The organism is Streptomyces lanatus (genome assembly GCF_014655715.1).
In the GTDB taxonomy this organism is placed as follows: domain Bacteria; phylum Actinomycetota; class Actinomycetes; order Streptomycetales; family Streptomycetaceae; genus Streptomyces; species Streptomyces lanatus.
In genome coordinates this window covers 50,541-72,790 of sequence record NZ_BNBM01000016.1, presented here as the reverse complement: position 1 = coordinate 72,790, position 22,250 = coordinate 50,541, and the positions used below count along the sequence as shown (strand labels likewise).

18 protein-coding genes and 1 tRNA gene are annotated in these 22,250 nt (G+C 70.8%); 5 read left to right on the top strand and 14 right to left on the bottom strand.

All coding sequences use genetic code 11. From position 1 onward, the window contains the following. Positions 1–36: 36 nt before the first annotated feature. The 6 genes from pdxT to pgsA all read right to left on the bottom strand — a co-directional run bounded on the left by pdxT (position 37) and on the right by pgsA (position 5,217). The gene (pdxT, locus tag IE325_RS33650; RefSeq protein ID WP_190073903.1) at positions 37–642 is read right to left on the bottom strand and encodes a pyridoxal 5'-phosphate synthase glutaminase subunit PdxT; all 606 of its coding nucleotides are present in this window, start codon (positions 640–642) and stop codon (positions 37–39) included. Beyond that, positions 642–1,547 (bottom strand): pyridoxal 5'-phosphate synthase lyase subunit PdxS, encoded by a 906-nt coding sequence (pdxS, locus tag IE325_RS33645; protein WP_190073902.1) that lies wholly within the window; start codon positions 1,545–1,547, stop codon positions 642–644. The genes pdxT and pdxS overlap by 1 nt, the downstream gene beginning before the upstream one ends. Before the next feature lie 127 nt (positions 1,548–1,674). Then, positions 1,675–2,217, bottom strand: a complete 543-nt coding sequence (locus IE325_RS33640) for a LemA family protein (protein WP_190073901.1) — start codon at positions 2,215–2,217, stop codon at positions 1,675–1,677. Between the two features lie 185 nt (positions 2,218–2,402). Beyond that, positions 2,403–3,578: a glycosyltransferase family 4 protein gene (locus tag IE325_RS33635; protein ID WP_190073900.1), complete on the bottom strand. Its 1,176-nt coding sequence runs from the start codon at positions 3,576–3,578 to the stop codon at positions 2,403–2,405. Next, complete coding sequence (locus tag IE325_RS33630; protein WP_190073899.1) at positions 3,575–4,483, bottom strand: phosphatidylinositol mannoside acyltransferase; 909 nt, start codon at positions 4,481–4,483, stop codon at positions 3,575–3,577. The genes IE325_RS33635 and IE325_RS33630 overlap by 4 nt, the downstream gene beginning before the upstream one ends. Continuing rightward, positions 4,480–5,217, bottom strand: a complete 738-nt coding sequence (pgsA, locus tag IE325_RS33625; RefSeq protein ID WP_190074034.1) for a phosphatidylinositol phosphate synthase — start codon at positions 5,215–5,217, stop codon at positions 4,480–4,482. The genes IE325_RS33630 and pgsA overlap by 4 nt, the downstream gene beginning before the upstream one ends. Before the next feature lie 218 nt (positions 5,218–5,435). On the opposite strand from pgsA, the gene IE325_RS33620 reads away from it, so the two are divergent. Both IE325_RS33620 and IE325_RS33615 read left to right on the top strand, forming a co-directional pair. Beyond that, on the top strand, positions 5,436–7,634 hold the full coding sequence (locus IE325_RS33620; protein ID WP_190073898.1) for an elongation factor G-like protein EF-G2: 2,199 nt from the start codon (positions 5,436–5,438) through the stop codon (positions 7,632–7,634). A gap of 203 nt (positions 7,635–7,837) precedes the next feature. Continuing rightward, positions 7,838–9,499 (top strand): AbeC-like domain-containing protein, encoded by a 1,662-nt coding sequence (locus tag IE325_RS33615; protein ID WP_190073897.1) that lies wholly within the window; start codon positions 7,838–7,840, stop codon positions 9,497–9,499. A gap of 45 nt (positions 9,500–9,544) precedes the next feature. Here the strand turns inward: IE325_RS33615 and IE325_RS33610 are convergent, their stop codons facing one another. Beyond that, positions 9,545–10,093, bottom strand: coding sequence for an HIT family protein (locus IE325_RS33610; RefSeq protein WP_190073896.1), 549 nt, complete (start codon positions 10,091–10,093; stop codon positions 9,545–9,547). 78 nt (positions 10,094–10,171) lie between these two features. Here IE325_RS33610 and IE325_RS33605 point away from each other — a divergent pair, with 78 nt between their 5' ends. Continuing rightward, positions 10,172–10,831: a potassium channel family protein gene (locus tag IE325_RS33605; protein ID WP_190073895.1), complete on the top strand. Its 660-nt coding sequence runs from the start codon at positions 10,172–10,174 to the stop codon at positions 10,829–10,831. A gap of 28 nt (positions 10,832–10,859) precedes the next feature. Here the strand turns inward: IE325_RS33605 and thrS are convergent, their stop codons facing one another. The 3 genes from thrS to IE325_RS33590 form a co-directional block, all read right to left on the bottom strand. Then, positions 10,860–12,836: a threonine--tRNA ligase gene (gene thrS, locus IE325_RS33600; RefSeq protein WP_190073894.1), complete on the bottom strand. Its 1,977-nt coding sequence runs from the start codon at positions 12,834–12,836 to the stop codon at positions 10,860–10,862. A gap of 122 nt (positions 12,837–12,958) precedes the next feature. Further along, positions 12,959–14,188 carry a hypothetical protein gene (locus tag IE325_RS33595; protein WP_190073893.1) on the bottom strand — a complete coding sequence of 410 codons (1,230 nt, stop codon included), beginning with the start codon at positions 14,186–14,188 and terminating at the stop codon, positions 12,959–12,961. Then, a complete protein-coding gene (locus tag IE325_RS33590; RefSeq protein ID WP_190073892.1) occupies positions 14,185–14,751 on the bottom strand; it encodes a DUF4365 domain-containing protein in 567 nt (188 codons plus the stop codon). Before IE325_RS33590 ends, IE325_RS33595 begins: the two co-directional genes overlap by 4 nt. A gap of 168 nt (positions 14,752–14,919) precedes the next feature. On the opposite strand from IE325_RS33590, the gene IE325_RS33585 reads away from it, so the two are divergent. Beyond that, on the top strand, positions 14,920–15,648 hold the full coding sequence (locus IE325_RS33585; protein ID WP_190073891.1) for a 3'-5' exonuclease: 729 nt from the start codon (positions 14,920–14,922) through the stop codon (positions 15,646–15,648). Positions 15,649–15,703: 55 nt separating this feature from the next. Here the strand turns inward: IE325_RS33585 and IE325_RS33580 are convergent. Together IE325_RS33580 and IE325_RS33575 are read right to left on the bottom strand one after the other, a co-directional pair. Further along, positions 15,704–15,775: transfer RNA gene (locus tag IE325_RS33580), tRNA-Val, on the bottom strand. A gap of 39 nt (positions 15,776–15,814) precedes the next feature. After that, a complete protein-coding gene (locus IE325_RS33575; protein WP_190073890.1) occupies positions 15,815–16,261 on the bottom strand; it encodes an SRPBCC family protein in 447 nt (148 codons plus the stop codon). A gap of 126 nt (positions 16,262–16,387) precedes the next feature. Between IE325_RS33575 and IE325_RS33570 the strand changes: the two genes are divergently transcribed. Then, entirely contained in the window at positions 16,388–18,772 is a 2,385-nt protein-coding gene (locus tag IE325_RS33570) for an SCO7613 C-terminal domain-containing membrane protein (protein ID WP_190073889.1), read from the top strand. Between the two features lie 63 nt (positions 18,773–18,835). Here the strand turns inward: IE325_RS33570 and IE325_RS33565 are convergent, their stop codons facing one another. Continuing rightward, positions 18,836–21,571, bottom strand: coding sequence for an exo-rhamnogalacturonan lyase family protein (locus IE325_RS33565; protein ID WP_190073888.1), 2,736 nt, complete (start codon positions 21,569–21,571; stop codon positions 18,836–18,838). An 80-nt stretch (positions 21,572–21,651) separates the two neighbouring features. Next, the gene (locus IE325_RS33560) at positions 21,652–22,248 is read right to left on the bottom strand and encodes a hypothetical protein (RefSeq protein ID WP_190073887.1); all 597 of its coding nucleotides are present in this window, start codon (positions 22,246–22,248) and stop codon (positions 21,652–21,654) included. Positions 22,249–22,250 lie beyond the last annotated feature (2 nt).

Sequence of the window (22,250 nt, the reverse complement as noted above, 5' to 3'; positions counted from 1 at the left end):
CCCCAGACCTTAAGGCTTTGGGGGGACCTTCAGATCCTACAAGGACTCGGTCGCCCGGTTCGCGCGCACCATGTCGACGAACAGGCCGTGCACCCGGTGGTCACCGGTCAGTTCCGGGTGGAACGACGTGGCGAGCGCGTTGCCCTGGCGGACGGCCACGATGTGGCCGTCGTGCTCGGCGAGCACCTCGGCCGAGGCGCCGACGGACTCGACCCAGGGGGCGCGGATGAAGACGCCCTCCACGGGGTCGCCCGCGATGCCCTTCACGTCGAGGGCGGCCTCGAAGGACTCGTTCTGTCGTCCGAAGGCGTTGCGGCGCACGATCATGTCGATGCCGCCGATCGTCTCCTGGCCCGAGCGCGGGTCGAGGATCTTGTCGGCGAGCATGATCATGCCGGCGCAGGTGCCGTAGACCGGCAGGCCGTCCCGCACGCGCGCGCGTAGCGGCTCCATCACGCCGAAGAGGACGGCCAGCTTGGAGATGGTCGTGGACTCGCCGCCGGGGATGACCAGGCCGTCGATCCCGGCGAGCTCTTCGGGGCGCCGCACCGGCCTGGCCACGGCGTCAGCCGCGGCCAGGGCGATGAGGTGCTCCCGTACGTCGCCCTGGAGTGCGAGGACTCCGACTACGGGAGTGGCCATTACCAGCCTCGGTTGGCGTAGCGCTCGGCCTCGGGGAGGGTGTCGCAGTTGATGCCGACCATGGCCTCGCCGAGGTTGCGGGACGCGTCCGCGATGATCTTCGGGTCGTCGAAGAAGGTGGTCGCCTTGACGATGGCGGCCGCGCGCTTGGCCGGGTCGCCGGACTTGAAGATGCCGGAGCCGACGAAGACGCCCTCGGCACCGAGCTGACGCATCAGCGCGGCGTCGGCCGGGGTGGCGACACCGCCGGCGGAGAACAGGACGACCGGGAGCTTGCCGAGCTCGGAGACTTCCTTGACCAGCTCGTACGGGGCGCGCAGCTCCTTGGCGGCGGCGTACAGCTCGTTGTTGTCGAAGCCGCGCAGCTTGGCTATCTCGTTCTTGATCTGGCGCAGGTGGCGGACCGCCTCGACGACGTTGCCGGTGCCGGCCTCGCCCTTGGAGCGGATCATGGCCGCGCCCTCGGCGATCCGGCGCAGGGCCTCGCCCAGGTTGGTGGCGCCGCAGACGAAGGGGGTCGTGAAGGCCCACTTGTCGGAGTGGTTGACCTCGTCGGCCGGGGTGAGGACCTCGGACTCGTCGATGTAGTCGACGCCGAGGGACTGCAGGACCTGGGCCTCGACGAAGTGGCCGATGCGGGACTTGGCCATGACCGGGATCGAGACGGCCTCGATGATGCCTTCGATCATGTCCGGGTCGGACATACGGGCCACTCCGCCGTCCTTGCGGATGTCGGCGGGGACCCGCTCCAGGGCCATGACGGCGACGGCGCCCGCGTCCTCGGCGATCTTCGCCTGCTCCGGCGTGACGACGTCCATGATCACGCCACCCTTGAGCTGCTCGGCCATGCCGCGCTTCACACGGGCGGTGCCGATCTCGGGGGTCTGGTTTTCGGAGTTGGACACGGGTGACCTCACACGGTGTAAAGAGGGTTACTGCAAGCACCGAGGAAACGTGAACGGACCAGGCCACAGCAAGGGCCAATGGACAGCTGGTGGATCCTTTTCCGGCCCGTTGGCGTGAAGGCGCTGGTCAGGCCGCCCGGTCGACGAGGGCCGCCGGTGGCTCGTCGTCCATCTCGAAGGCCATGGGGAACGGCGCGTGCCCGGCCAGCCGGAACCAGCGGACCTTGCGGTGCCTGCGCAGCGCCCGGGCGGCCCGTACGGCGTCGTTGTGGAAGCGCCGGGCCATCGGTACCCGGCGGACCGCCTCGGTCAGCTCACGGGCCGCCTCCTCGCCCCCGGGCGCCTCCCGTACCGCCTCCACCTGCTGCGGCACGGCGAACACGGCCCGCAGCGCCTGGCTGAGCTCGCTCTCGGCGACCTCCCGCTGCTCCTCCTCGGCCTGCCGGGCGGCGTGCGCGGCCTCGTACAGGACGATCGAGGCGGCCGGATCCAGCACTCCTGAGGTGGCCAGTTCCTGGGCCACCGAGGCGCGGCGCAGCAGCTGTGCGTCGAGCGCGGCGCGTGCCGCGTCGATCCTGGCGTGCAGCCGGTCGAGCCGGCCGGCGGTCCAGCTGAGGTAGAGGCCGATGACGACGAGGGCTACGAGGATCCAGATCAGCGTTGCGGTCACGGGCGGCAGACTAGCTCTGCCGGGTCGGCCGGATTGCGGGCGGTGGTGACCGTCGGGTGGTTCTCACCCCCGCCGCCCCTACCCGTCCCATCCTGAAGGGGCGCTGCCCCTTCGACCCCGCCAGGGGGCGCTGGCCCCTGAACCCCCGCTCCTCAAGCGCCGGAGGGGCTGATTTTCCGGCCGTGTCAGTCCCGCGCCAACCCCAACCGGGCCCGCAGCCCGCTCCCGCCGCCCCCGGCCCGCTCGTCCGCCGCCACCGCCGCCGCGCCCGCCGTCACCGTCTCGTAGACCGACAGGATGTCCGCGCCGACGGTCGACCAGTCGAAGCGGCGTACATGAGCGCTGCCCCGCTCCCTCAGCTGGGCAAGGCGGGCCGGGTCCTCCAGGAGGCGTACCGCCGCCTCGGCGAGGGCGTCCCCGTCCTCGTTGGTGAAGAGTTCGCCGGCCGCGCCCTGGTCGAGGACCTGGGCGAAGGCGTCGAGGTCGGAGGCGAGGACGGGGGCGCCGGCCGACATCGCCTCGACCAGGATGATCCCGAAGCTCTCGCCGCCGGTGTTGGGAGCGACGTACAGGTCGACGCTGCGCAGGAAGCGGGCCTTGTCCTCGTCGCTGATCATGCCGAGGAACTCGACCCGGGAGCGCAGCTCGGCGGGGAGGGACTCCACGGCCTCCTCCTCGTCGCCCCGGCCGGCCACCAGGAGCCGCGTCTGCGGGCGGGCGGCGAGGATCTTGGGCAGGGCCCGCATCAGGACCGGCAGGCCCTTGCGGGGCTCGTCGATGCGGCCCATGAAGCCGATGGTGTCGCCCTGCCACTCGGGGTTGGGCTCGGCCTTGGCGAAGAAGTCGACGTCGACGCCGTTGGGGATGACGACCGCGTCGCCGCCGAGGTGCTCCACGAGGGTGCGGCGGGCGTACTCGCTGACCGCGATCCGGGCGCTGATCTTCTCCAGGGCCGCCTGGAGGATGGCGTACGCGGCGATCATGGCCCGCGAGCGCGGGTTGGAGGTGTGGAAGGTCGCCACGATGGGGCCCTGCGCCGCCCAGCAGGCCAGCAGGCCCAGGGACGGGGACGTCGGCTCATGGATGTGGATGACGTCGAAGCGGCCGTCGTGCAGCCAGCGGCGCACCCGGGCCGCCGAGAGGAAGCCGAAGTTCAGCCGGGCGACCGAGCCGTTGTACGGCACCGGGACGGCGCGGCCCGCGGAGACGACGTACGGCGGGAGCGGGGTGTCGTCGTCGGCGGGGGCGAGGACGGACACCTCGTGGCCGAGCCGGATGAAGTACTCGGCGAGGTCGCGGATGTGGAACTGGACGCCCCCGGGGACGTCCCAGGAGTACGGGCAGACGATGCCGATCCTCACGAGGGTCCCTTCGCGGGGTCGAGGTCGTCGAGCCACAAGCGCTGAAGCATGTGCCAGTCCTCCGGATGTTCGGCGATCCCCGAGGCGAAGGCATCGGCCAGCGCCTGCGTCATGACAGACGTCTTCTCGGCCCGGGTACCTGACTCGGGTACCTCGATCGGGGGATGCACCCGGCCTCGCATGACCGGCGACTCGTCGTACCAGAGCGTCACGGGGAGCAGCAGCGCCCCGGTCTGCTGGGCGAGCAGCGCGGGGCCCGCCGGCATCCGGGCGGTGGCGCCGAAGAAGTCCACCTCGACGCCGGAGGCGGACAGGTCGCGGTCGGAGACCAGGCAGACCAGGCCGCCGTCGCGCAGCCTGCGGGCCAGGGTGCCGAAGGCGGTGCCGCCGCTGTGCGGGAGGACCTCCATGCCGAGGCCCTCGCGGTAGGCGACGAAGCGGTCGTAGAGCGTCTCGGGCTTGAGGCGCTCGGCGACCGTGGTGAACGGTGTCTCCAGCTTGGTGGTGACCCAGGCGCCGGCGAGGTCCCAGTTGCCCAGGTGCGGCAGGGCGAGGATGACGCCCTGGTCGGAGGCCAGACCGTCGGTGAGGTGGTGGACGTCCTTGGGGTCGAAGCCGTTCTTTATGCGCTCCGGGCTCCAGGCGGGCAGCCGGAAGGACTCCATCCAGTAGCGCAGGTACGAGCGCATGCCCGCGCGCGAGAGCTCCGCGAGGCGCTCAGGGCTCGCGTCGGGCACCACGCGCGCGTAGTTGCTCTCCAGGCGCCGCACGCCCTTGCCGCGCTGCTTCCAGGCGAGGTCGGCGATGGTCCGGCCGAGCCGTACGGCGACCGGCTCGGGGAGCTTCTTGACGGTGCCCCAGCCGAGTCCGTACAGCGCGTCGGTGAGCCGGTCCCGGGAACTCACTTGGCGGCCTCGCTGCCATGGGAGGCGTTCTCCGGCGCCGCCGCGGCGGCCTCCGCCTCGGCGGACTCACGGCGGACGGTGACGACGCGCTGGATCAGCGTGACCAGGCTGCCGACCGCGACGATCCACAGGGCGACGGGCAGCAGGTACTGGATGCCGGGCACCCCGAACTTGTGCATGCCCGCGAAACCGGCGGCGACCAGCGAGATCACCAGGCGCTCGGCCCGCTCGACGAGGCCGTTGACGGCGACCGGCAGCCCGATCGACTCACCGCGTGCCTTGGTGTACGACACCACCTGGCCGCTGGCCAGGCAGAAGATCGAGACGGCGCACAGGACGAGGTCGTCGCCGCCACCGGCGTACCAGAGGATGAAGCCACCGAAGATCGCACCGTCGGCGACCCGGTCGAGGGTGGAGTCCAGGAAGGCGCCCCAGCGGCTGGAGCGGCCCAGCTGGCGGGCCATGTTGCCGTCGACGAGGTCGGAGAACACGAAGAGCGTGATCACGACCGTGCCCCAGAAGAACTCGCCCATGGGGTAGAAGACCAGCGCGCCCGCGACCACACCGGCCGTGCCGATGAGCGTGACCGTGTCGGGGCTGACCCCCCGCCGGATCAGAAACGCGGCGAACGGTGTGAGGACACGCGTGAAGAATGCACGCGCGTACTTGTTCAGCATGGCCTTCCCGAGGGTCGGTGTGGCCGGGCGGCCCCTGCTGGCCACCGGCTGGCCCATCGTAGCCACGCGCGCGTGCGTGCGACCGCCGGGCACTCGTACAGCGCTCCGGCGGCCCCGGTCACCGGTCGCGGATGGCGCGATCGCGTCCGCCGTATGGACGCACCGTGACGGGAGTGGAAAGCTCGAAGGACCGCGGGCGTCACCGGAGCCGCCACCGCACGCGGGTCCGCATGTCCGCGCCCACAGTGACCTCACCGTGCACGGGAGGCAGGATCATGGGCGACAAGGCGAACGCACACCCCGGAGCCGCCGGCAGGGCTACAGCGGCCGACCACCCCGCGTCCGTACGGAATGTGGTGCTGGTCGGCCACTCCGGATCGGGCAAGACCACCTTGGTGGAAGCCCTCGCGCTGACCGCGGGGGCAGTGAATCGGGCGGGCCGCGTGGAGGACGGCGGCACGGTCTCCGACTACGACGACATCGAGCACCGGCAGCAACGCTCGGTGCAGCTCTCCCTGGTGCCGGTCGAATGGGACGGCATCAAGGTCAATCTTCTGGACACCCCCGGATACGCCGATTTCGTCGGGGAACTCAGGGCCGGTCTGCGAGCCGCGGACGCGGCCCTTTTCGTCGTCTCGGCCTCGGACGGCGTGGACGGCTCGACCCGCATGGTGTGGGAGGAGTGCGCGGCCGTCGGCATGCCGCGCGCGATCGTCGTCACGCATCTGGAAGCGGCGCGGGCCGACTACGAGGAGATGACGCGGATCTGCGCGGAGGCCTTCGGCGGGGACGACCCCGACGCGGTGCTCCCGCTGTATCTGCCCCTGCACGGCCCCCAGGGCCCGGACGGGCACGCGCCCGTGACCGGTCTGATCGGGCTGCTGTCGCAGAAGCTGTTCGAGTACTCCACCGGGGAGCGCAAGGAGTCCGAGCCGGGCGAGGACCAGCTTCCCGAGATCGACGAGGCCCGCAACCGGCTGATCGAGGGGATCATCGCCGAGAGCGAGGACGAGACCCTCATGGACCGCTATCTCGGCGGTGAGCAGGTCGACGTCAAGACGCTCATCGAGGACCTGGAGCGGGCCGTCGCGCGCGGCACCTTCTTCCCCGTCCTGGCCGCCGCCCCCGCCGTCGACGGAGCCCGCCAGGGCCTCGGCACGGTCGAGGTCCTCGAGCTGATCACGGGCGGCTTCCCGACCCCGCTGGAGCGCGCGGCGCCCCAGGTCACCACGGTCGACGGCAAACCGCGCGAGCTGAAGCTGTGCGATCCGGACGGGCCGCTGGTCGCGGAGGTCGTGAAGACCGCGTCCGACCCCTACGTCGGCCGTGTGTCGATGGTGCGCGTGTTCTCCGGCACCCTGCGCCCCGACGAGACGGTGCACGTCTCCGGGCACGGCCTTGCCGACCGCGGCCACGAGGACCACGACGTCGACGAGCGCATCGGCGCCCTGTCCGCGCCCTTCGGCAAACAGCAGCGCACGCTCAGCCACTGCATCGCCGGTGACCTCGCGTGCGTGGCGAAGCTGAGCCGCGCGGAGACCGGCGACACCCTGTCGGCCAAGGACGATCCGCTGCTGATGGAGCCCTGGCAGATGCCGGACCCGCTGCTGCCGCTGGCCATCCAGGCGCACAGCAAGGCGGACGAGGACAAGCTGTCGCAGGGCCTGTCCCGGCTGGTCGCCGAGGACCCGACGATGCGCCTGGAGCAGAACCAGTCCACCCACCAGGTCGTGCTGTGGGCCCTGGGCGAGGCGCACGCGGACGTCGCCCTGGAACGGCTGCGCAGCCGCTACGGCGTCCAGGTCGACGTCGTACCGCACCGGGTGTCCCTGCGGGAGACGTTCGCGAACAAGTCGGCGGGGCGTGGGCGGCATGTGAAGCAGTCCGGCGGCCACGGGCAGTACGCGATCTGCGAGATCGAGGTGGAGCCGCTGCCGGGCGGCTCGGGCATCGAGTTCGTGGACAAGGTGGTCGGCGGCGCCGTGCCCCGGCAGTTCATCCCGTCGGTCGAGAAGGGCGTCAGGGCCCAGGCGGCCAGGGGCGTCGCGGCCGGTCATCCGCTCGTCGACATCCGGATCACCCTGCTCGACGGCAAGGCGCACTCGGTGGACTCCTCCGACGCCGCCTTCCAGACGGCGGGCGCGCTCGCGCTGCGGGAGGCGGCGGCCGACGCGAAGATCCATCTGCTGGAGCCGGTGGCCGAGGTGTCCGTGCTCGTCGGCGACGACTATGTCGGGGCCGTCATGAGCGACCTGTCCGGGCGACGCGGCCGCGTCCTGGGCACCGAGCAGACCAGCGGTGGCCGCACTCTCATCAAGGCCGAGGTGCCGGAGATCGAGATCGGGCGGTACGCCGTCGATCTGCGGTCGCTGTCGCACGGCACCGCCCGCTTCAACCGTGCGTACGCGCGGCACGAACCGATGCCGCAGCAGATCGCGGAAAGGATTCGTGAAGAGACGCGCGACGCCTCGTAGTTGGCGCCGGGCGCCACCAAGTGACCGTGCCCCGCGCCTCCGAGCGCCCTTGCGGAACGCTCCCCTCCGCGTCGGCGGGCGGCTTCGGCCGTCCGCCGACGATTGTCGGTGGCGGAGGATACTCTGATCATTGATCAACAGGTGTGCGCGGTACGGAAGTCGGGAAGGCCGCAGAAGCGACAGTGCGGCGACTGGGGGCGGGAATGACCGTTGAGGGCGGTTACGCGGACATCTTCGGTCCGCAGGTGCCTCGCACGGCGGGCGAGGGGCAGACGGCGACGTTCGCGCTGGCCTCGGCCGCCTATCGGGACAACGCGTACGAGGACATCAAGAAGGCCGACAACGAATGGCACAAGACCGACGTCAAGGCCGGCCGCAAGTGGGCCAAGATCTTCCGGCCCAACCTGGGTGAGGCCTACTCGCGGGCCGTGGTCGACCGCATGCTCGGCGCCGGCCGCAAGCCCCTGATCCAGTCCTTCGGCACCGAGCCGCAGGTGGTGGTCGAGCACGCCCTGGCCGCCAACAACATCCGCAAGACCCGTGACCGGATGCTCAGCGCGATCATGGTCGTCTGCGGTGTGCTGTTCCTGCCCGGGCTCCTGCTGTGGCTGCTGGTCTTCACACTGCGCACCACCATCGTCAAGCGGGACGCGAAGCGGGGCGGCGCGCTCGCCACCGCGCTGCTCGTCGCGGCGGGCGCGTTCGCCGTGATCTTCCTGCTCCGGATGCCGTTCACCGGTTTCTGGGCCTGGTATTCGCGGGCCTGTGTCCTCATGCCGGTCGTCGGCTGGTTCTGGGCGAAGCAGGTCTGTGAGCGCACCGCGCGGGATCTGCGGGAGCGATGGGACAGCCTGCTGGCCGGCAGCAGCGTCGGCGCGAAGGTGCCGGAGGCGGTGCCGACCAGCCCCACCGAGACCCAGGCCGAGCAGCTGCGCCAGTCGCTCGCCAAGCTCAGCGCCGAGCAGCAGTCCAACTCCGTCTTCTACGCCGGGCCCAAGGGAATACTGGGCATGGGCACCCGTTGGGGCAGCTGGCAGCTCGCCGAGGATCTGGTGGCCGCCGACTCCACCCGGGAGATCCACCCCTTCCGCAGCTGGGACGTGATCCGCGCGATCCACGACCAGCTGCGCATGCTGGAGCGCGGCCCGCTGAACACCGGAGGCTTCCCCAAGCCCTCGATACGGCACTGGGTGGTCACGCCGATCGCCGAGGGCGCCAAGGCGGTGTCCCGGCCGGAGGGCACGGACGTCGAGGCGTACGTGGTCAAGTCGCACGCCATACAGGACATCTGCAACAAGCAGCAGTTCGGCAGCGGTGACCGGCACTACCTGGGCGTGCAATGGACGCTCTGGGACGGGCAGTTGATCATCACCATGCTGATCACCGTGACCGTGCTCCACGAGACGCTGCGCATCGAGGTGACCGGGCACGCCCTCGGCCCGGTGAACGGGCTGTTCCAGGAGAAGCCGGAGGCGCCGACCAAGGAGGTCACCAAGTCGTTCAAGCCGTGGGAGACCCGCAAGGTGAAGCTTCCGCTGGTCAACAGCGACGAGGTGGTACGTCTGGCGGTGCGTGCCCCGATCTCCTGGTATCCCCCGCTGCTGAACTGGCTCGGCGGGACGATCGGTCTCCCCGAGCCGTTCGGCCTGCGGCACGCGTGGGCGGATCAGCCGTGGCGGCACCGCTTCATGGCCGACGACGCGCTGCGCGCCGCGACACCGGTGCTTCGGGTGGTGCACGCGGCGGCGATCAAGGTGCTGGGTGAGAACGGTGTGGACACCGAGAAGTTCGGTGCGAGGTCGTCGTTCCTGAGCACGGCGGTGCAGGATCCGTCGCCCCGGAAGGCGGACCTGTACGACGCGTGACAGTGGTGCCCTCGGCTTTCGAGGGCACCCGACGCATGGCCCTGCCTACGCGGTCGGCCAGACCTCCGCCAGCATCTTCCGCGTGTCCGCCAGGAGCTGCGGCAGCACCCGCGTGTGTCCCACCACCGGCATGAAGTTCGTGTCGCCGCCCCAGCGCGGGACGATGTGCTGGTGCAGATGGGCCGCGATACCGGCGCCGGCGACCGTGCCCTGGTTCATGCCGATGTTGAAGCCATGGGCGCCCGAGGCGGTCCGCAGGGCCGTCATCGCCTGCTTGGTCAGGGCGGCGAGCTCGATCGTCTCCGGCTCGGTGAGGTCGGTGTAGTCGGCGACATGGCGATAGGGCACGACCATCAGGTGGCCGCCGTTGTAGGGGTACAGGTTCAGGACCGCGTACACCTGCTCACCGCGCCTGACGACCAGGCCGTCCTCGTCGGACTTGGCCGGGATGGAGCAGAAGGGGCAGCCGTCGTCGGCACCGGGACCGGTCGGCTTGTTCTCACCCTGGATGTAGGCCATCCGATGGGGCGTCCACAGGCGCTGGAACGCGTCCTGGATCCCCACTCCCCACTGCTGCTCCGGCTCACTCGTCATGCGTGAAGCATATGGCTTCGTCCATTCGCGGCGTGTCGCCGGGGCGACGGGAGAGCGGCCACCGGCCAAGCTGGGCCGGTGGACGACGACAGCCCTTACGCCCGCTGGGAGCAGCGCACGGAGATCCCGCTGTTCCTGGCGTCGCTGATCTTCCTGGCCGCCTATGCCGCCCGTGTGCTCGCGGAGAGCATGCCGTCCTTCTGGCAGGACCTGTGCCTGTTCACGATGCTGGCGATGTGGATGCTGTTCGCCGCGGACTACGTGGTGCGCTGGCGCCTGAGCGGGCAGCGCCTCCCACGCTTTGCCAGGACGCACTTCCTGCACACGGTCGTGGTCATCCTGCCGCTGCTGCGGCCGCTGCGGATCGTGCCGCTCTACGACGCCATCCAGCACCGGCAGGGCGAACCCCGGCTCTCCCTGCACGCGCGCGTGATCGCCTACGCGAGCCTTTCGACCCTGCTCCTCGGATTCGCCGGCGCCCTCGCGGTCTACCAGCAGGAACGCGGTGCGCCCGGCGCCACCATGCGCACCTTCGGGGACGCGGTGTGGTGGGCCGCCGAGACCATCAGCACGGTCGGCTACGGCGACATCACCCCGGTGACCACGGGCGGCCGGGCGATCGCGATGGGGATGATGGCCGGCGGGCTGGCCCTGCTGGGCGCGGTGACGGGGTCGTTCTCCTCCTGGCTGCTGCAGATCTTCTCGCGCGAGAGCGACAAGAAGCCCCCGGCGAGCTGAACTCCCCGGGGGCCCACGACGTGCCGGATCAGACCTGCGCCCGCTCCTCCACGACCTGCGCGATCTTCGCGATGGCGTCGTCGAACGGGATGCCGTTCTCCTGCGAGCCGTCGCGGTAGCGGAAGGAGACGGCGTTGTTGGCCATGTCCTCGTCGCCCGCGATGACCATGAAGGGCACCTTCTGCTTCTGGGCGTTGCGGATCTTCTTCTGCATACGGTCCGAGGACGAGTCGACCTCGACGCGCAGGCCCTTCCTCTTGGCCGCCGCCGCGAACTTCTCCAGGTAGTCCACGTGCCCGTCGCCGATCGGGATGCCGATCGCCTGGACCGGGGCCAGCCACGCCGGGAAGGCGCCCGCGTAGTGCTCCAGGAGCACGGCGAAGAACCGCTCGATGGAACCGAACAGCGCGCGGTGGATCATGACCGGGCGCTGCTTGGAGCCGTCCGCGGAGGTGTACTCCAGGTCGAAGCGCTCCGGCAGGTTGAAGTCGAGCTGGATGGTCGACATCTGCCAGGTACGGCCGATGGCGTCCTTGGTCTGGACGGAGATCTTCGGCCCGTAGAAGGCGGCACCGCCAGGGTCGGGCACGAGCGGCAGGCCCTGCTTCTCGGCGACCTGGCGCAGCGTCTCGGTCGCCTCCTCCCAGACCTCGTCGGAGCCGACGAACTTCTCCGGGTCCTTGGTGGACAGCTCCAGGTAGAAGTCGGTCAGACCGTAGTCCCGCAGCAGGCCGAGGACGAAGGTGAGCGTCTTGTCGAGCTCGTCCGACATCTGCTCACGGGTGCAGTAGATGTGCGCGTCGTCCTGCGTGAAGCCACGCGCACGCGTGAGGCCGTGCACCACGCCCGACTTCTCGTACCGGTACACGGTCCCGAACTCGAAGAGGCGCAGCGGCAGTTCACGGTAGGAGCGGCCGCGCGCGTCGAAGATCAGGTTGTGCATCGGGCAGTTCATGGGCTTGAGGTAGTAGTCCACGCCCTCGTCGAGCTGCATGGGCGGGTACATGCCCTCGGCGTACCAGTCCAGGTGCCCGGACGTCTCGAAGAGCTTCCCCTTCGTGGCGTGCGGGGTGTAGACGAACTCGTAGCCCTCCTCCTCGTGCCGACGGCGCGAGTAGTCCTCCATGACCCGGCGGATGATGCCGCCCTTGGGGTGGAAGACGGCGAGGCCGGAGCCGATCTGCTCCGGGATGGAGAACAGGTCGAGTTCGTTGCCCAGCTTGCGGTGGTCGCGCTTCTCGGCCTCGGCGAGGAAGTCGAGGTATGCCTTCAGCTCGTCCTTGGACGGCCAGGCGGTGCCGTAGATGCGCTGGAGCATCGGGTTCTTCTCGCTGCCGCGCCAGTAGGCGGCCGCGTTGCGCATCAGCTTGAACGCCGGGATGTTCCGGGTGGTGGGCAGGTGGGGACCGCGGCAGAGGTCCTTCCAGCACAGGTCGCCGGTCTTGGCGTCGAGGTTGTCGTAGATCGTCAGCTCACCAGCGCCGACCTCGACGTCCGCGCCGTCGTCGGAGGACGCGGAGCCCTTGAGGCCGATCAGCTCCAGCTTGTAGGGCTCGGCGGCGAGCTCCTCGCGGGCGGCCTCGTCGGTGACGACGCGACGGGCGAAGCGCTGCCCCCGCTTCTGGATCTCCTGCATCTTCTTCTCGATGGCCTTGAGATCCTCGGGCGTGAACGGCTTCTCGACATCGAAGTCGTAGTAGAAGCCGTCCTTGACCGGCGGGCCGATGCCCAGCTTGGCCTCGGGGAACAGCTCCTGCACGGCCTGCGCCATGACGTGCGCGGTGGAGTGCCGCAGGATGTTCAGGCCGTCCTCGGAGGAGATCTCGACGCCCTCGACCTCCTCGCCGTCGGCGAGCACGTACGACAGGTCCCTGAGCTCGCCGCCCACGCGCGCGGCGATGATGGAGCGCTCGCCGGCGAAGAGGTCGGCGGCCGTAGTCCCCGTCGTCACCACGCGCTCTTCCCGCTCGGAATCGCGTTGGATGATCACACGGACGTCTGACACCGGTCTCTCCTGACTGAAGGTGGAATGCGGCGCCATACCAGGGACGCGCGCATTACGCGATCGTACCGACCCGGACGGCCCGACCGCGAAACGGTCACCTTCGGTCCCCGACCAGGGAGACGTCAGTCGTCCCGCTCCTCCCCGCCGCACGCCTCCTCGAAGAAGTCCAGGTCCTCCTGGAGCGACTTCATCAGCCGGTCCCGCTCGGCCTCGTCCACCTGTACCGGTACGACCCCGGAGGCCCCGGTGATCTTGCGGAAGCCGCCCCGGCTCTCCAGTCGCCCGTGCACCCGCACTGGCAGCCCGACGAGATGGGCGTGCCCGGCTATGCGGTACGACTCCTCGTCCAGGGTCAGCCGGACGTGCGGCACCTCGGCGCCCGCGATGACGCGCAGCCGTACGGTGCCCTCGCCGCGCGGCCCCGATCGGCGCATCCGGACGACGGCGCCCGTGATCCTGACCGGCACGGACGGCTCCTCGCGCAGATAGCGGGCCCCGGCCTCGCGCAGCACGGGCAGGTCGCCCGGCGAGAACTCGACGGGCTCGACACCGGCCGCGCAGTCGTCGGGCACCCCCGCCGCGGGCGCCCACTCGACGGCGATGCGCGCTCCTTCCGTACCGCGCACCAGGGCGATCAGGGCCTCGGTGAGCTCGCGGCTGACGCCCGCCTCGACGGCGCCGTCGAAGGCGTCCATGCCGCCGGTGGCCCGCTGGTAGTCGATGGCCTCGCGGGCGGCGTACAGGGCCTGGTGGAGCCGTACGGCGAGCGGGCGGCCCGCGCCCACGGGCACGAAGGCGGCGAGGTGGCGGCCACCGGCACCGGAGCCGACGAGGACGCTCTCCAGCATCGCGGCGGCCGAGCGGCGGTGCCGGGCGCCGTAGTAACCGGCACGCGCGCGTGTGGCGAGTGCCGCGGCGAGCAGCATCTGGCGGGCGGCGCCGCGCAGTTCCTCCTCGACGGTCCAGGGCGCGGCCCCGGCGGGACCGCTGGGCGCGTCCCGCCACCAGCGGATCTCGTCGCTGGGCACGGCGAGCCCGACCAGCACCTCGCGGGCGGAGGGCATGCCGCTGCGGGACAGGGCGATGAGCGCCTCGCCGAGCAGGTCGTCGCTGTCGGGGAAGGCGCGGGACTCGGGGACGAGCAGGCTGGTGCCGTTGCCGCCCGGCCCCGGCGGGGTCCAGCGGCCGTAGCGTCCGGCCGCTCCCCCGCGCCGCTGCCAGCCGTGCCGCCGCAGCAGGGCGCTGAGGACGGCGGGGTCGACCTCGCCGGGCTCGGGGGGACGGTCCCAGGACGCGTCGACCGGGTGCGGCCGCACTGGTCGTACCGGCTCCTCCAGGGGGCGATGCGTCATGGTTTGCCTCCCGTCCCGACCCGCGTCATGATCTCGCAGAGCGCCCGGTCGTCGAAGATGCGTGAGGTCGGAATCCGCACGGTGGTGCGGCGCCGCCCGGTGATCGGGTGCCCGGCCAGATTGACCCAGTAGCAGCAGTGCCGCAGGTCGAGCCGGTCGTGGCCGGCGCGCAGCCACTGGTCCTGCGACCGCGGGACGATCATCACGACCATGATCTTGTGCACCGACACCGGGGTGCGCGCGAGCTTCGCCAGATGGTCGTTGTCGAGCGTGAACGAGAAGAAGCGGCCTGGCGGGTTCGGCGCGATCTGGTACGTCGCCTTGAGCTGCACCTTGATGGTGACCTCGTCGTCGACGGTGTGTCCCGGCGCGCTGTGGCTGACGTGCCAGTCGATGCCGTTGTCCGGGAAGGGCTGGGACAGCGAACAGCCGGACGCCGCCGCGACGGCGTGCAGATAGCCCACCTGCAGTGTCTCCATGCAGGCGGTGGTGGCGAGTGAACCGCGATGGGGGCCCGTACGTTCGGGCAGCAGCCCGCCCCGTTCGGGCTGCGCTATCGCCATGACCAACAGCCTTCCACGCAATGTAAATCCCCGTACCGGGCCGCTGAACTGCAAAGACCCGCACTCCTGTTGTGTCCTCCCGGCGTACGCCGCAAACGGCCCGGGTATCACCAAACGGGCAGAAGACGGTACGTCAGCTGCCGTGGGTGAACGAGGGGTTGTGTAGGTATGGCGTGCTGGTATGAGGGCCCGCTGGCGGCATTCGACACGGAGACAACAGGCGTGGACGTCGAGACCGACCGGATCGTCTCGGCGGCCGTCGTCGTCCAGGACGCGCCGGGAACCCGGCCGAGGGTGACCCAATGGCTGGTGAACCCGGGTGTACCCGTGCCGGAAGCGGCGACGGCGGTACACGGACTGACGGAGGATCATCTCCAGCGCAACGGCCGCTGGCCAGCGCCGGTGATGCACGAGATAGTCGAGGAACTGGCCGGACAGGCCGCGGCGGGTCGTCCCATAGTGGTGATGAACGCGCCGTTCGATCTGACGCTGCTGGACCGCGAGTTGCGCCGGCACCGGGCGTCGTCGATGGACCACTGGTTCGAGACGGCGCCGATGCTGGTGCTCGATCCACGCGTCCTGGACAAGCATCTGGACCGCTATCGCAAGGGCCGCCGCACCCTGACCGACCTGTGCGCGCACTACGGCGTCACACTGGACGGGGCGCACGACGCGGCGGCCGACGCACTGGCCTCACTGGAGGTCGTCCGGGCGGTGGGGCGCCGTTTCGCGGCGAGGCTGGAGCGGCTGTCCCCCGCCGAGCTGCACACGCTTCAGGCCGTGTGGCACGCGGCACAGGCGCGTGGCCTGCAGGCGTGGTTCGCGCGCAGCGGCAGCGAGGAGGCGGTGGACCCGGCGTGGCCCCTGCGTCCGGATCTACCGGCGGCGGCCGCGTAGAGCATTGGACCAACGGAAAGGCCGGTCCGCATCAGGCGGACCGGCCTTTTCCCGGTGGGCGATACTGGGTTCGAACCAGTGACCTCTTCGGTGTGAACGAAGCGCTCTCCCACTGAGCTAATCGCCCGGGAACGGACTGAACAATACAGGTCCCCGCGCGTTTCCTTCAAACCGCTTCCAGGTACGCCATCAGCCCTCGCCGTCCGGAGCGCATCATCAGCCAGTGATTGGCGCGGAAGACGGGCCGCCCGGGCACCGCGAACCTCCGCAGCAGCGGCTTGTTGACGTCCACGACCTGGTCGTAGCGCGCCAGGGTCCCACCGCCCCGCGGGCTGAGCGTCCAGCGCGCCCAGCCGTCGAGGTCCCCGGACATGGCGATCTCCAGCACCCCCGCGGCCCGGTCCCGCCGGACCTCGCGCGCGGTGAAGGTCATGGCGTACGGCAGCACGGAACGGATCGTGATCACGCCGCTGGTGTCGTCGATCCGGTTCACCTCGCGCACCTGGGGCCACCAGCGGGGATAGTCCTCGGCCTGTGCCAGCACGTCGTAGACGGCGGCGGGCGGTGCGGGCAGGGCCCACAGACTGCGGAAGCGGTAGTGACTCCAGTCCATGGGGCGAGTGTGCCCGGGTGCGGAGGGTTCCGTCGCACCCGTACGCAGCGGGTTTCCGTCGCATCTGAGTACGTTCTGAGTACGCGCACTCATGCCGGACGACGTGACGCGGACCACACTCCTGCCATGACGCACTTTCCGCCACCGGCCGAGGAGCTGCGGCTCCTCGATCTGGAGCTGCGCCAACTGGACGCCCGCCGCGCCCAGTTGCTGCACCGACGAGCCTGGCTGGTCACAGCTCTGCACACGGCCGCACCGCCGGCCCCGGCCTCCGTCGCGGCCCCGCGCCCCGAGGCCTCCGCACCCCGGGTCCAGAACGTCCTGCTGGTGCTGGGCGGGGTCCTGCTCACCATCGCCGCGATCGCGTTCACCCTGGTCAGCTGGGGGCACATGGGGATCGCCGGGCGGGCGCTGGTGCTCGGCGGGGTCACGGTGGCGGTGCTGGCCGCGCCGGTGCCCCTGTTGAAGCACGGGCTGCGGTCGACGGCCGAGTCGGTGGCCGGAATCGGCCTGGCGCTGACCGTGCTCGACGCGTACGCGCTGCACGAGGTCGGGTTGGCCGACGTGGACGCCACCGGCTACATCGCCGCCGCCTCGGCGGTACTGGCCGCGCTGTGGACGGCGTACGGCCTCCTGCCGCGCACTTCCGCGCTGCGTCTGCCGCTGCCCGCCGCGCTGGTCACCGCCCAACTCCCGCTCACGCTCTGGGCGGTGGCGGCCGACGCCGGACTGTTCGGGGTCACGGCCGCCGTGCTGGCGACGGCCGCGGCCGACACGGGTGTGGCACTCCGGGTGACCACCGGGTCCGTACGGATCACCGCCATGATCGGTGCATACGGCATGGGCGCCTGGGGCGTATGGGCCGCCGGTTGGCTGTCATGGACGGCCACCGGCCCGAGCGCCGCCGCCCGTGCGGCGGCGCTCCTCCTCTTCGCCGCGGCGATCGCGCTGACGGCGGCCTGGCAGGCGGTCGCCACCAAGCAGTCCGGCGGCCTCTCCGCCACCGCCGGTCTCCTCACGGTCGCCGCGCTCGGCGGCACGGCCCGCCCCGTGCTGCCGGACGCGTGGACGGTTCCGGCCTACCTGGTGTGCGGGATCGCACTGCTGGCGGCGCTGCGGGTGAACCGACTGCCGGAGGCGGTACGGGCCGGTCTCGCGCGGGCCTCCGCCGCCGTACAGGGACTCGCTCTCCTCTGGACACTCCCCCTGGTGGTGATCGCGCTGCTGGGTCCGGTCGCGTGGGTGGAGCGGGCGTGGTCCGGGACACCGGCCGACATGCGAGAGGCGACGACGCTCGACACACCGTGGCCGCCCCACTCGGAGACGGTGCCCGTCGTACTCGCGCTGGTCGCCGTCGTACTGCTCCTCGCGGCACGTGACGCGACGTGGCGCCCCCGGGCCCTGACCGCTGTGCTGGGGCTGGCCTGGGCGACGGCGCTGGTACTGCCGACGGTGCTCGAAATGCCGTACGCGATGGGCCTGGTGGCTTACGGAGTCACGACAGCAGGCGCCCTCGCGGCAGCGGCGGCATGGGTACGACCGTCCGAGCACCCGGCGGGCCCCCTCACCGCAACGATCCTGGCCCTGCTCAGCTCCCTCACCCTCGCTTTCCTCTCCCTGACGACCGAGCCCGCGACCCTCTCCACACTCGCCGCCCTGACGGCACTCTTCGCGGCAGCCTCCTGGAAGCAGCACCTGGCCCCGTTCACGGCCCCGACGGCCCTCGTGTACGCCACCGCGCTGGCCTGCGCGACGGGTGCCGCGGCCGGCTGGGAGCCGCAGTACACCGCCCTGCTGGTGCTGGCGGTCCCGGTGGTCGCGGCCCTGCTCGCGGCACGGCTGGATGACGCGCGGACGACGATCCCGGTCGAGGCGACGGGCGCGCTCGCCGCACTGCTCGCCGTCGGAATGACCGCGGTCTCCGCCGACCTGCCGATGCTCGCCCTGGTCCTGGCCCTGTGCGCGGTGATCACGGCCGGCACGGCGATCCGCCCCGACCGCCGCCCCGTCGCCTACGCCTCCGCCGCCCTCTTCGTGCTGGCCACGTGGGTACGCCTGGCGGCCTGGGACATCGGAACGCCGGAGGCGTACACGCTCCCGGTCACGATCCCCGCGCTGCTCGTGGGTGCCCTGCGCAGGCGCCGCGATCCTCAGACGTCCTCGTGGACGGCGTACGGCCCCGGACTCGCCGCCACCCTCGTACCGAGCCTCCTCGCGGCCTGGGGCGACCCGAACTGGACCCGCCCCCTGCTGCTGGGCCTCGCCGCCCTGGCCGTCACCCTGCTGGGCGCCCGCCATCACCTCCAGGCCCCGCTGGTGCTGGGCGGCACGGTCCTCGCCCTGGACGCCCTGCACGAACTGGCCCCGTACATCGTCCAGGTGACGGACGCACTCCCCCGCTGGGTGCCTCCGGCGCTGGCCGGTCTTCTCCTGCTCGCGCTGGGAGCGACGTACGAGCAACGCCTAAAGGACGCGCGAAAGATGCGGGACTTCCTGGCAGGCCTGCACTGAAACGCCTCTGAAAGGGGAACTGCGCGACCAGCCACAACGGTCCCGCAGTTCCCCACCAACCTGTTACGGCATCTTGTCCCCGAGCAACGCCAGATTCTCGATAGCGGCCAGCCCGTAAAGCGCCGTGTCGTTCGTGGACACCCAACTCGCCTCACTACCCGCCACCAACGCCACCGGCCCGCTCAACTCCTCCGTCTTCCAGGCGGCAGCCTCCTTGTAGCCATCGGAGTTGTAGAACTTCTCCCAGGCGCGCTTGGCCAGCGCCGCGTCCCCCGTCCGCACAGCGGCATACGCATCAAGCCGCGAATGCCCCTGGAAAAGCAGCAGAGACCCGAAGTTGGACCCATACCGGGCCGCCTGCTCAGCCTTCGTGGCATTGAAGTACCGGCAGTAATCGAAGTACGCCTCATTGAACTTCGGCATGTCGACGAGGTCGATCAGCTCGGCGCACAACTCATTGAGCCCGAACACCGCGGACAGATGCGACACACTCACCACCGCCTTGTCCGCGACAGCGAACCGGCCCGTGTCGAGGTCGTACAGCCCGCTCCCCTGCACGAACCCGTTCGGCTGCGCGGCGATCGTCTCCATGGTGGACAGCACGCGCGCGCGTGCCTTCTCCCACTTGGGCCCCTTGCGCTCCCACTCCGTCAGCCACGCCGATACGAGCCCGCTCCAGTCCGTGCCGAAGCCGATCGACAGGGCGTGCCGGTCGGGGGTGTACGGCTCGGTGCGGATCTTGCGGATCGGGTCGAGGACGAGGAAGGTCTCGTCGGAGTCGACATTGGCGTGCATGAGGTCGCCGACCCGCTCGTCCGCCGTGAGGAAGTAGTAGTAACGCCGGTACGTGGTGTTGGCGATGCGCTGCTGCTTGGCACTGTCGGCGTAGTGCTGGACGCCGTGCCGGGTGCCGAGGCCCGCCCACTCCCCCAGGTGGTAGACGTCGACCTCGCCGGTGTGCCGGGTCATCGCCTCGGCGAAGCGGAAGATGTCCGCGCGGCCCGAGCGCAGATACGCGAACCACAGCCACAGGTCGGGCGACAGTTCGGAGTTGTCCCAGGCGTAGCCGCCGACGTCGTAGCGCCACTGGTGTCTGACGGTGTCGTAGCTGTGCATGATGTCGCCGTAGTCCCAGAAGCCGTACCAACGGCGCTGCTCCACCTGGTCCTTGTAGTAGGTGAAGAGGAAGTCGAGGTGGTCCTCGATCTTCGCCTTGGCGGGTGTGGAGCGGTCCGGCTCGGAGTACAGCCCCGGCCCGAACACCTGGGCCTTGATGAGCTGCTTGGGCGGGGCGGCGAGCTGCGGCAGCACCCGTACGGCGTCGACCTGTTCGGCCAGCGCCTCCGCCGAAGGCGTGGACTCGTTGGCCCAGAACAGCAGTTCCGACGTGCGGGCGATGCCGTACGGCGTGCCGAACTCCGGCTCGTAGTCCTCGTAGGTGATGTTGAGGCCTTCGAGCTGCTCGGGGTAGGTGTCCTGGCCCATGCCGTCGTGGTAGAAGCGCAGGTCCATGGGCTGTGCCTCGGGCGACCAGAGCCACAGGGTGACCTCGGCGGCGTCGGTGTGGGCGTCGCAGATGTCGAGCTGGGCGGGGAACTTCTCCCAGAAGTCCCGCAGCCCGAAGGAGAGCCCGCCGCTGACGCCACCGACGTACCCGAATCCGGAGGCCCGCCTGCCACCGCCGGCGCCGATCCAGCCGTAGCCCTTCTTGGTGCGCTTGCGCAGGGTGAAGCCGTCGGCGGAGAGCTGGGAGAGGCTGTAGTCGCCCCATTCGGGGATGTACTGGAGCCGGGTCGTCACCCGCTGGTCCCAGGTGGACGGATCCGGCAGCTTCTCCCCCGCGAACTGCGCCGCCTGTACGGCCGCCCCGGGGTCGCGGCGCAGGCCGGTGATGCCCTTGACGGCCTCGCGGAGCAGGCCGGTGCCCTCGCCGCCGATGCGGATGTGGCGGTCGTAGGACTGGTCGCGCATGGGCACGGTGAAGCGCACGCCGATGCCCCGGATGAAGTCGCCGCTCGCCTTGCCGGGCTCCTGGGTGCCGTCGAAGGTGAGGGTGTGCACCATGCGGAAGGAGTCGGCGCCCGCGTAGAAGTAGAGGCGGATCGAGAAGGGGAGCCAGCTGCGGCTGCCCTTGCGGTGCTTGCCGTCGATGCGGACGACCGCGCGGACCGGGCCCTCCTGCTCGACGGTGACGCCGGAGATGGCGCCTTCGAAGCGCTCCGTCTTGACGGCGCCCTGGTCCTCGTCCTCGATCTCGGGCTGGCGGATCAGGACGAGTCGGCCGTTCCTGGCGATCTCGGTGGAGCCACGGGTGACCGACTTGATGAGGGTCGCGCCGGACTTGCCGATCTTCGCGGTGATGACGCCGGTCGATACGTCGATGGTGCCGCCGCTCTTGTCGACGGTGACCTTCTTGGCGGGGGCGGCGGGCCGGCCGGCGGTGAGGGTGAGCTTGCCGTTGCCCGAACTCGCCGCGTGGGCCGTCCACTTGAGGGAGCCGTCCGGCCAGTAGGCGATCGGCCAGGACTGGACGGGTACGGCCTTGCCGTCGGCGTCCGTCAGCGCGAACGTCTGGTCCTCCTGGTAGGCGCCCTTCGGCCAGGGGACGCCGACGGTGGAGCCGGGTGCGGCGCCGAGGCCGCCGTCCTCCAGCCAGTCCAGGGTCACGGGATCCGCGTCGGCGGCCTCGGCTCTCGGCGCGGCCTGCGCGTCCTTGGTCCCTAGCGCCCAGCTGAACTGCGCGGCGGCTCCGGCGACGGCGGCCGCCTTGAGGAGGGACCTGCGGGGGATGGGGGACATGGCCTTTCCTTTCCTTGCGAGTGCAGGGGTGGTCAGGGGCATGACAGAGGAAGCCCAGGGAGCTCCGGGGCACCGCCGGTTCAGCGGTGCCGGTACCGCTTCTCGACGGCGACGGCGGCCGCGACGACGGCCCCGAGCACGGGGACCGCCAGCGGCGCGGAGAACCAGGCGGAGGCGGCCACGACGGCCAGTCCGCCGATGATCAGGAAGGACCCGGCAGGGTCGAGCACGGTACGGCGCCCGGCGCCCCCGAGCAGCGCCCACCAGCCGGCGCCCGGAGTCCAGGAGGCCGCCGCCCGCAGCAGCGCCACGACGGCCCCGAGCAGCGCGAACAGCCCGATCGCCCCGACGAGCGGCCCGCCGGGAATCCCGGCCCGCGCGGCCTGGACGTCGATCCAGACCGCGCCCACCACGGCCCACCCGGCGAGCCCGACGGCCCACCCGCCCCGCACGGCCACCCGGAAGTCGGCGACGAACTCCCGCAGGCCCCCGCCCTCATGGGCGATACGGCGGTGCAGATGGCGCGCGCCCGCGGCAAGAGCGGCGGGAAAGGTGACCAGACCGAGGGAGGCCACCGCGATCCACACCCCCGTGAGCAGGCACTCGGCGAACACGGCGAACCGTTCCGCGAAGACCGATTCCCCGCGCGCCTTCACCCGTGCCCCGGTCGTCGTCACCG

Bases quoted from the DNA above. Each gene is read 5' to 3' on its own strand.
- pdxT (WP_190073903.1), bottom strand. From the start codon at position 642: ATGGCCACTCCCGTAGTCGGAGTCCTCGCACTCCAGGGCGACGTACGG.
- pgsA (WP_190074034.1), bottom strand. From the start codon at position 5,217: ATGGGCCAGCCGGTGGCCAGCAGGGGCCGCCCGGCCACACCGACCCTC.
- IE325_RS33620 (WP_190073898.1), top strand. From the start codon at position 5,436: ATGGGCGACAAGGCGAACGCACACCCCGGAGCCGCCGGCAGGGCTACA.
- IE325_RS33615 (WP_190073897.1), top strand. From the start codon at position 7,838: ATGACCGTTGAGGGCGGTTACGCGGACATCTTCGGTCCGCAGGTGCCT.
- IE325_RS33610 (WP_190073896.1), bottom strand. From the start codon at position 10,093: ATGACGAGTGAGCCGGAGCAGCAGTGGGGAGTGGGGATCCAGGACGCG.
- IE325_RS33595 (WP_190073893.1), bottom strand. From the start codon at position 14,188: ATGACGCATCGCCCCCTGGAGGAGCCGGTACGACCAGTGCGGCCGCAC.
- IE325_RS33590 (WP_190073892.1), bottom strand. From the start codon at position 14,751: ATGGCGATAGCGCAGCCCGAACGGGGCGGGCTGCTGCCCGAACGTACG.
- IE325_RS33585 (WP_190073891.1), top strand. From the start codon at position 14,920: ATGGCGTGCTGGTATGAGGGCCCGCTGGCGGCATTCGACACGGAGACA.
- IE325_RS33575 (WP_190073890.1), bottom strand. From the start codon at position 16,261: ATGGACTGGAGTCACTACCGCTTCCGCAGTCTGTGGGCCCTGCCCGCA.
- IE325_RS33570 (WP_190073889.1), top strand. From the start codon at position 16,388: ATGACGCACTTTCCGCCACCGGCCGAGGAGCTGCGGCTCCTCGATCTG.
- IE325_RS33565 (WP_190073888.1), bottom strand. From the start codon at position 21,571: ATGTCCCCCATCCCCCGCAGGTCCCTCCTCAAGGCGGCCGCCGTCGCC.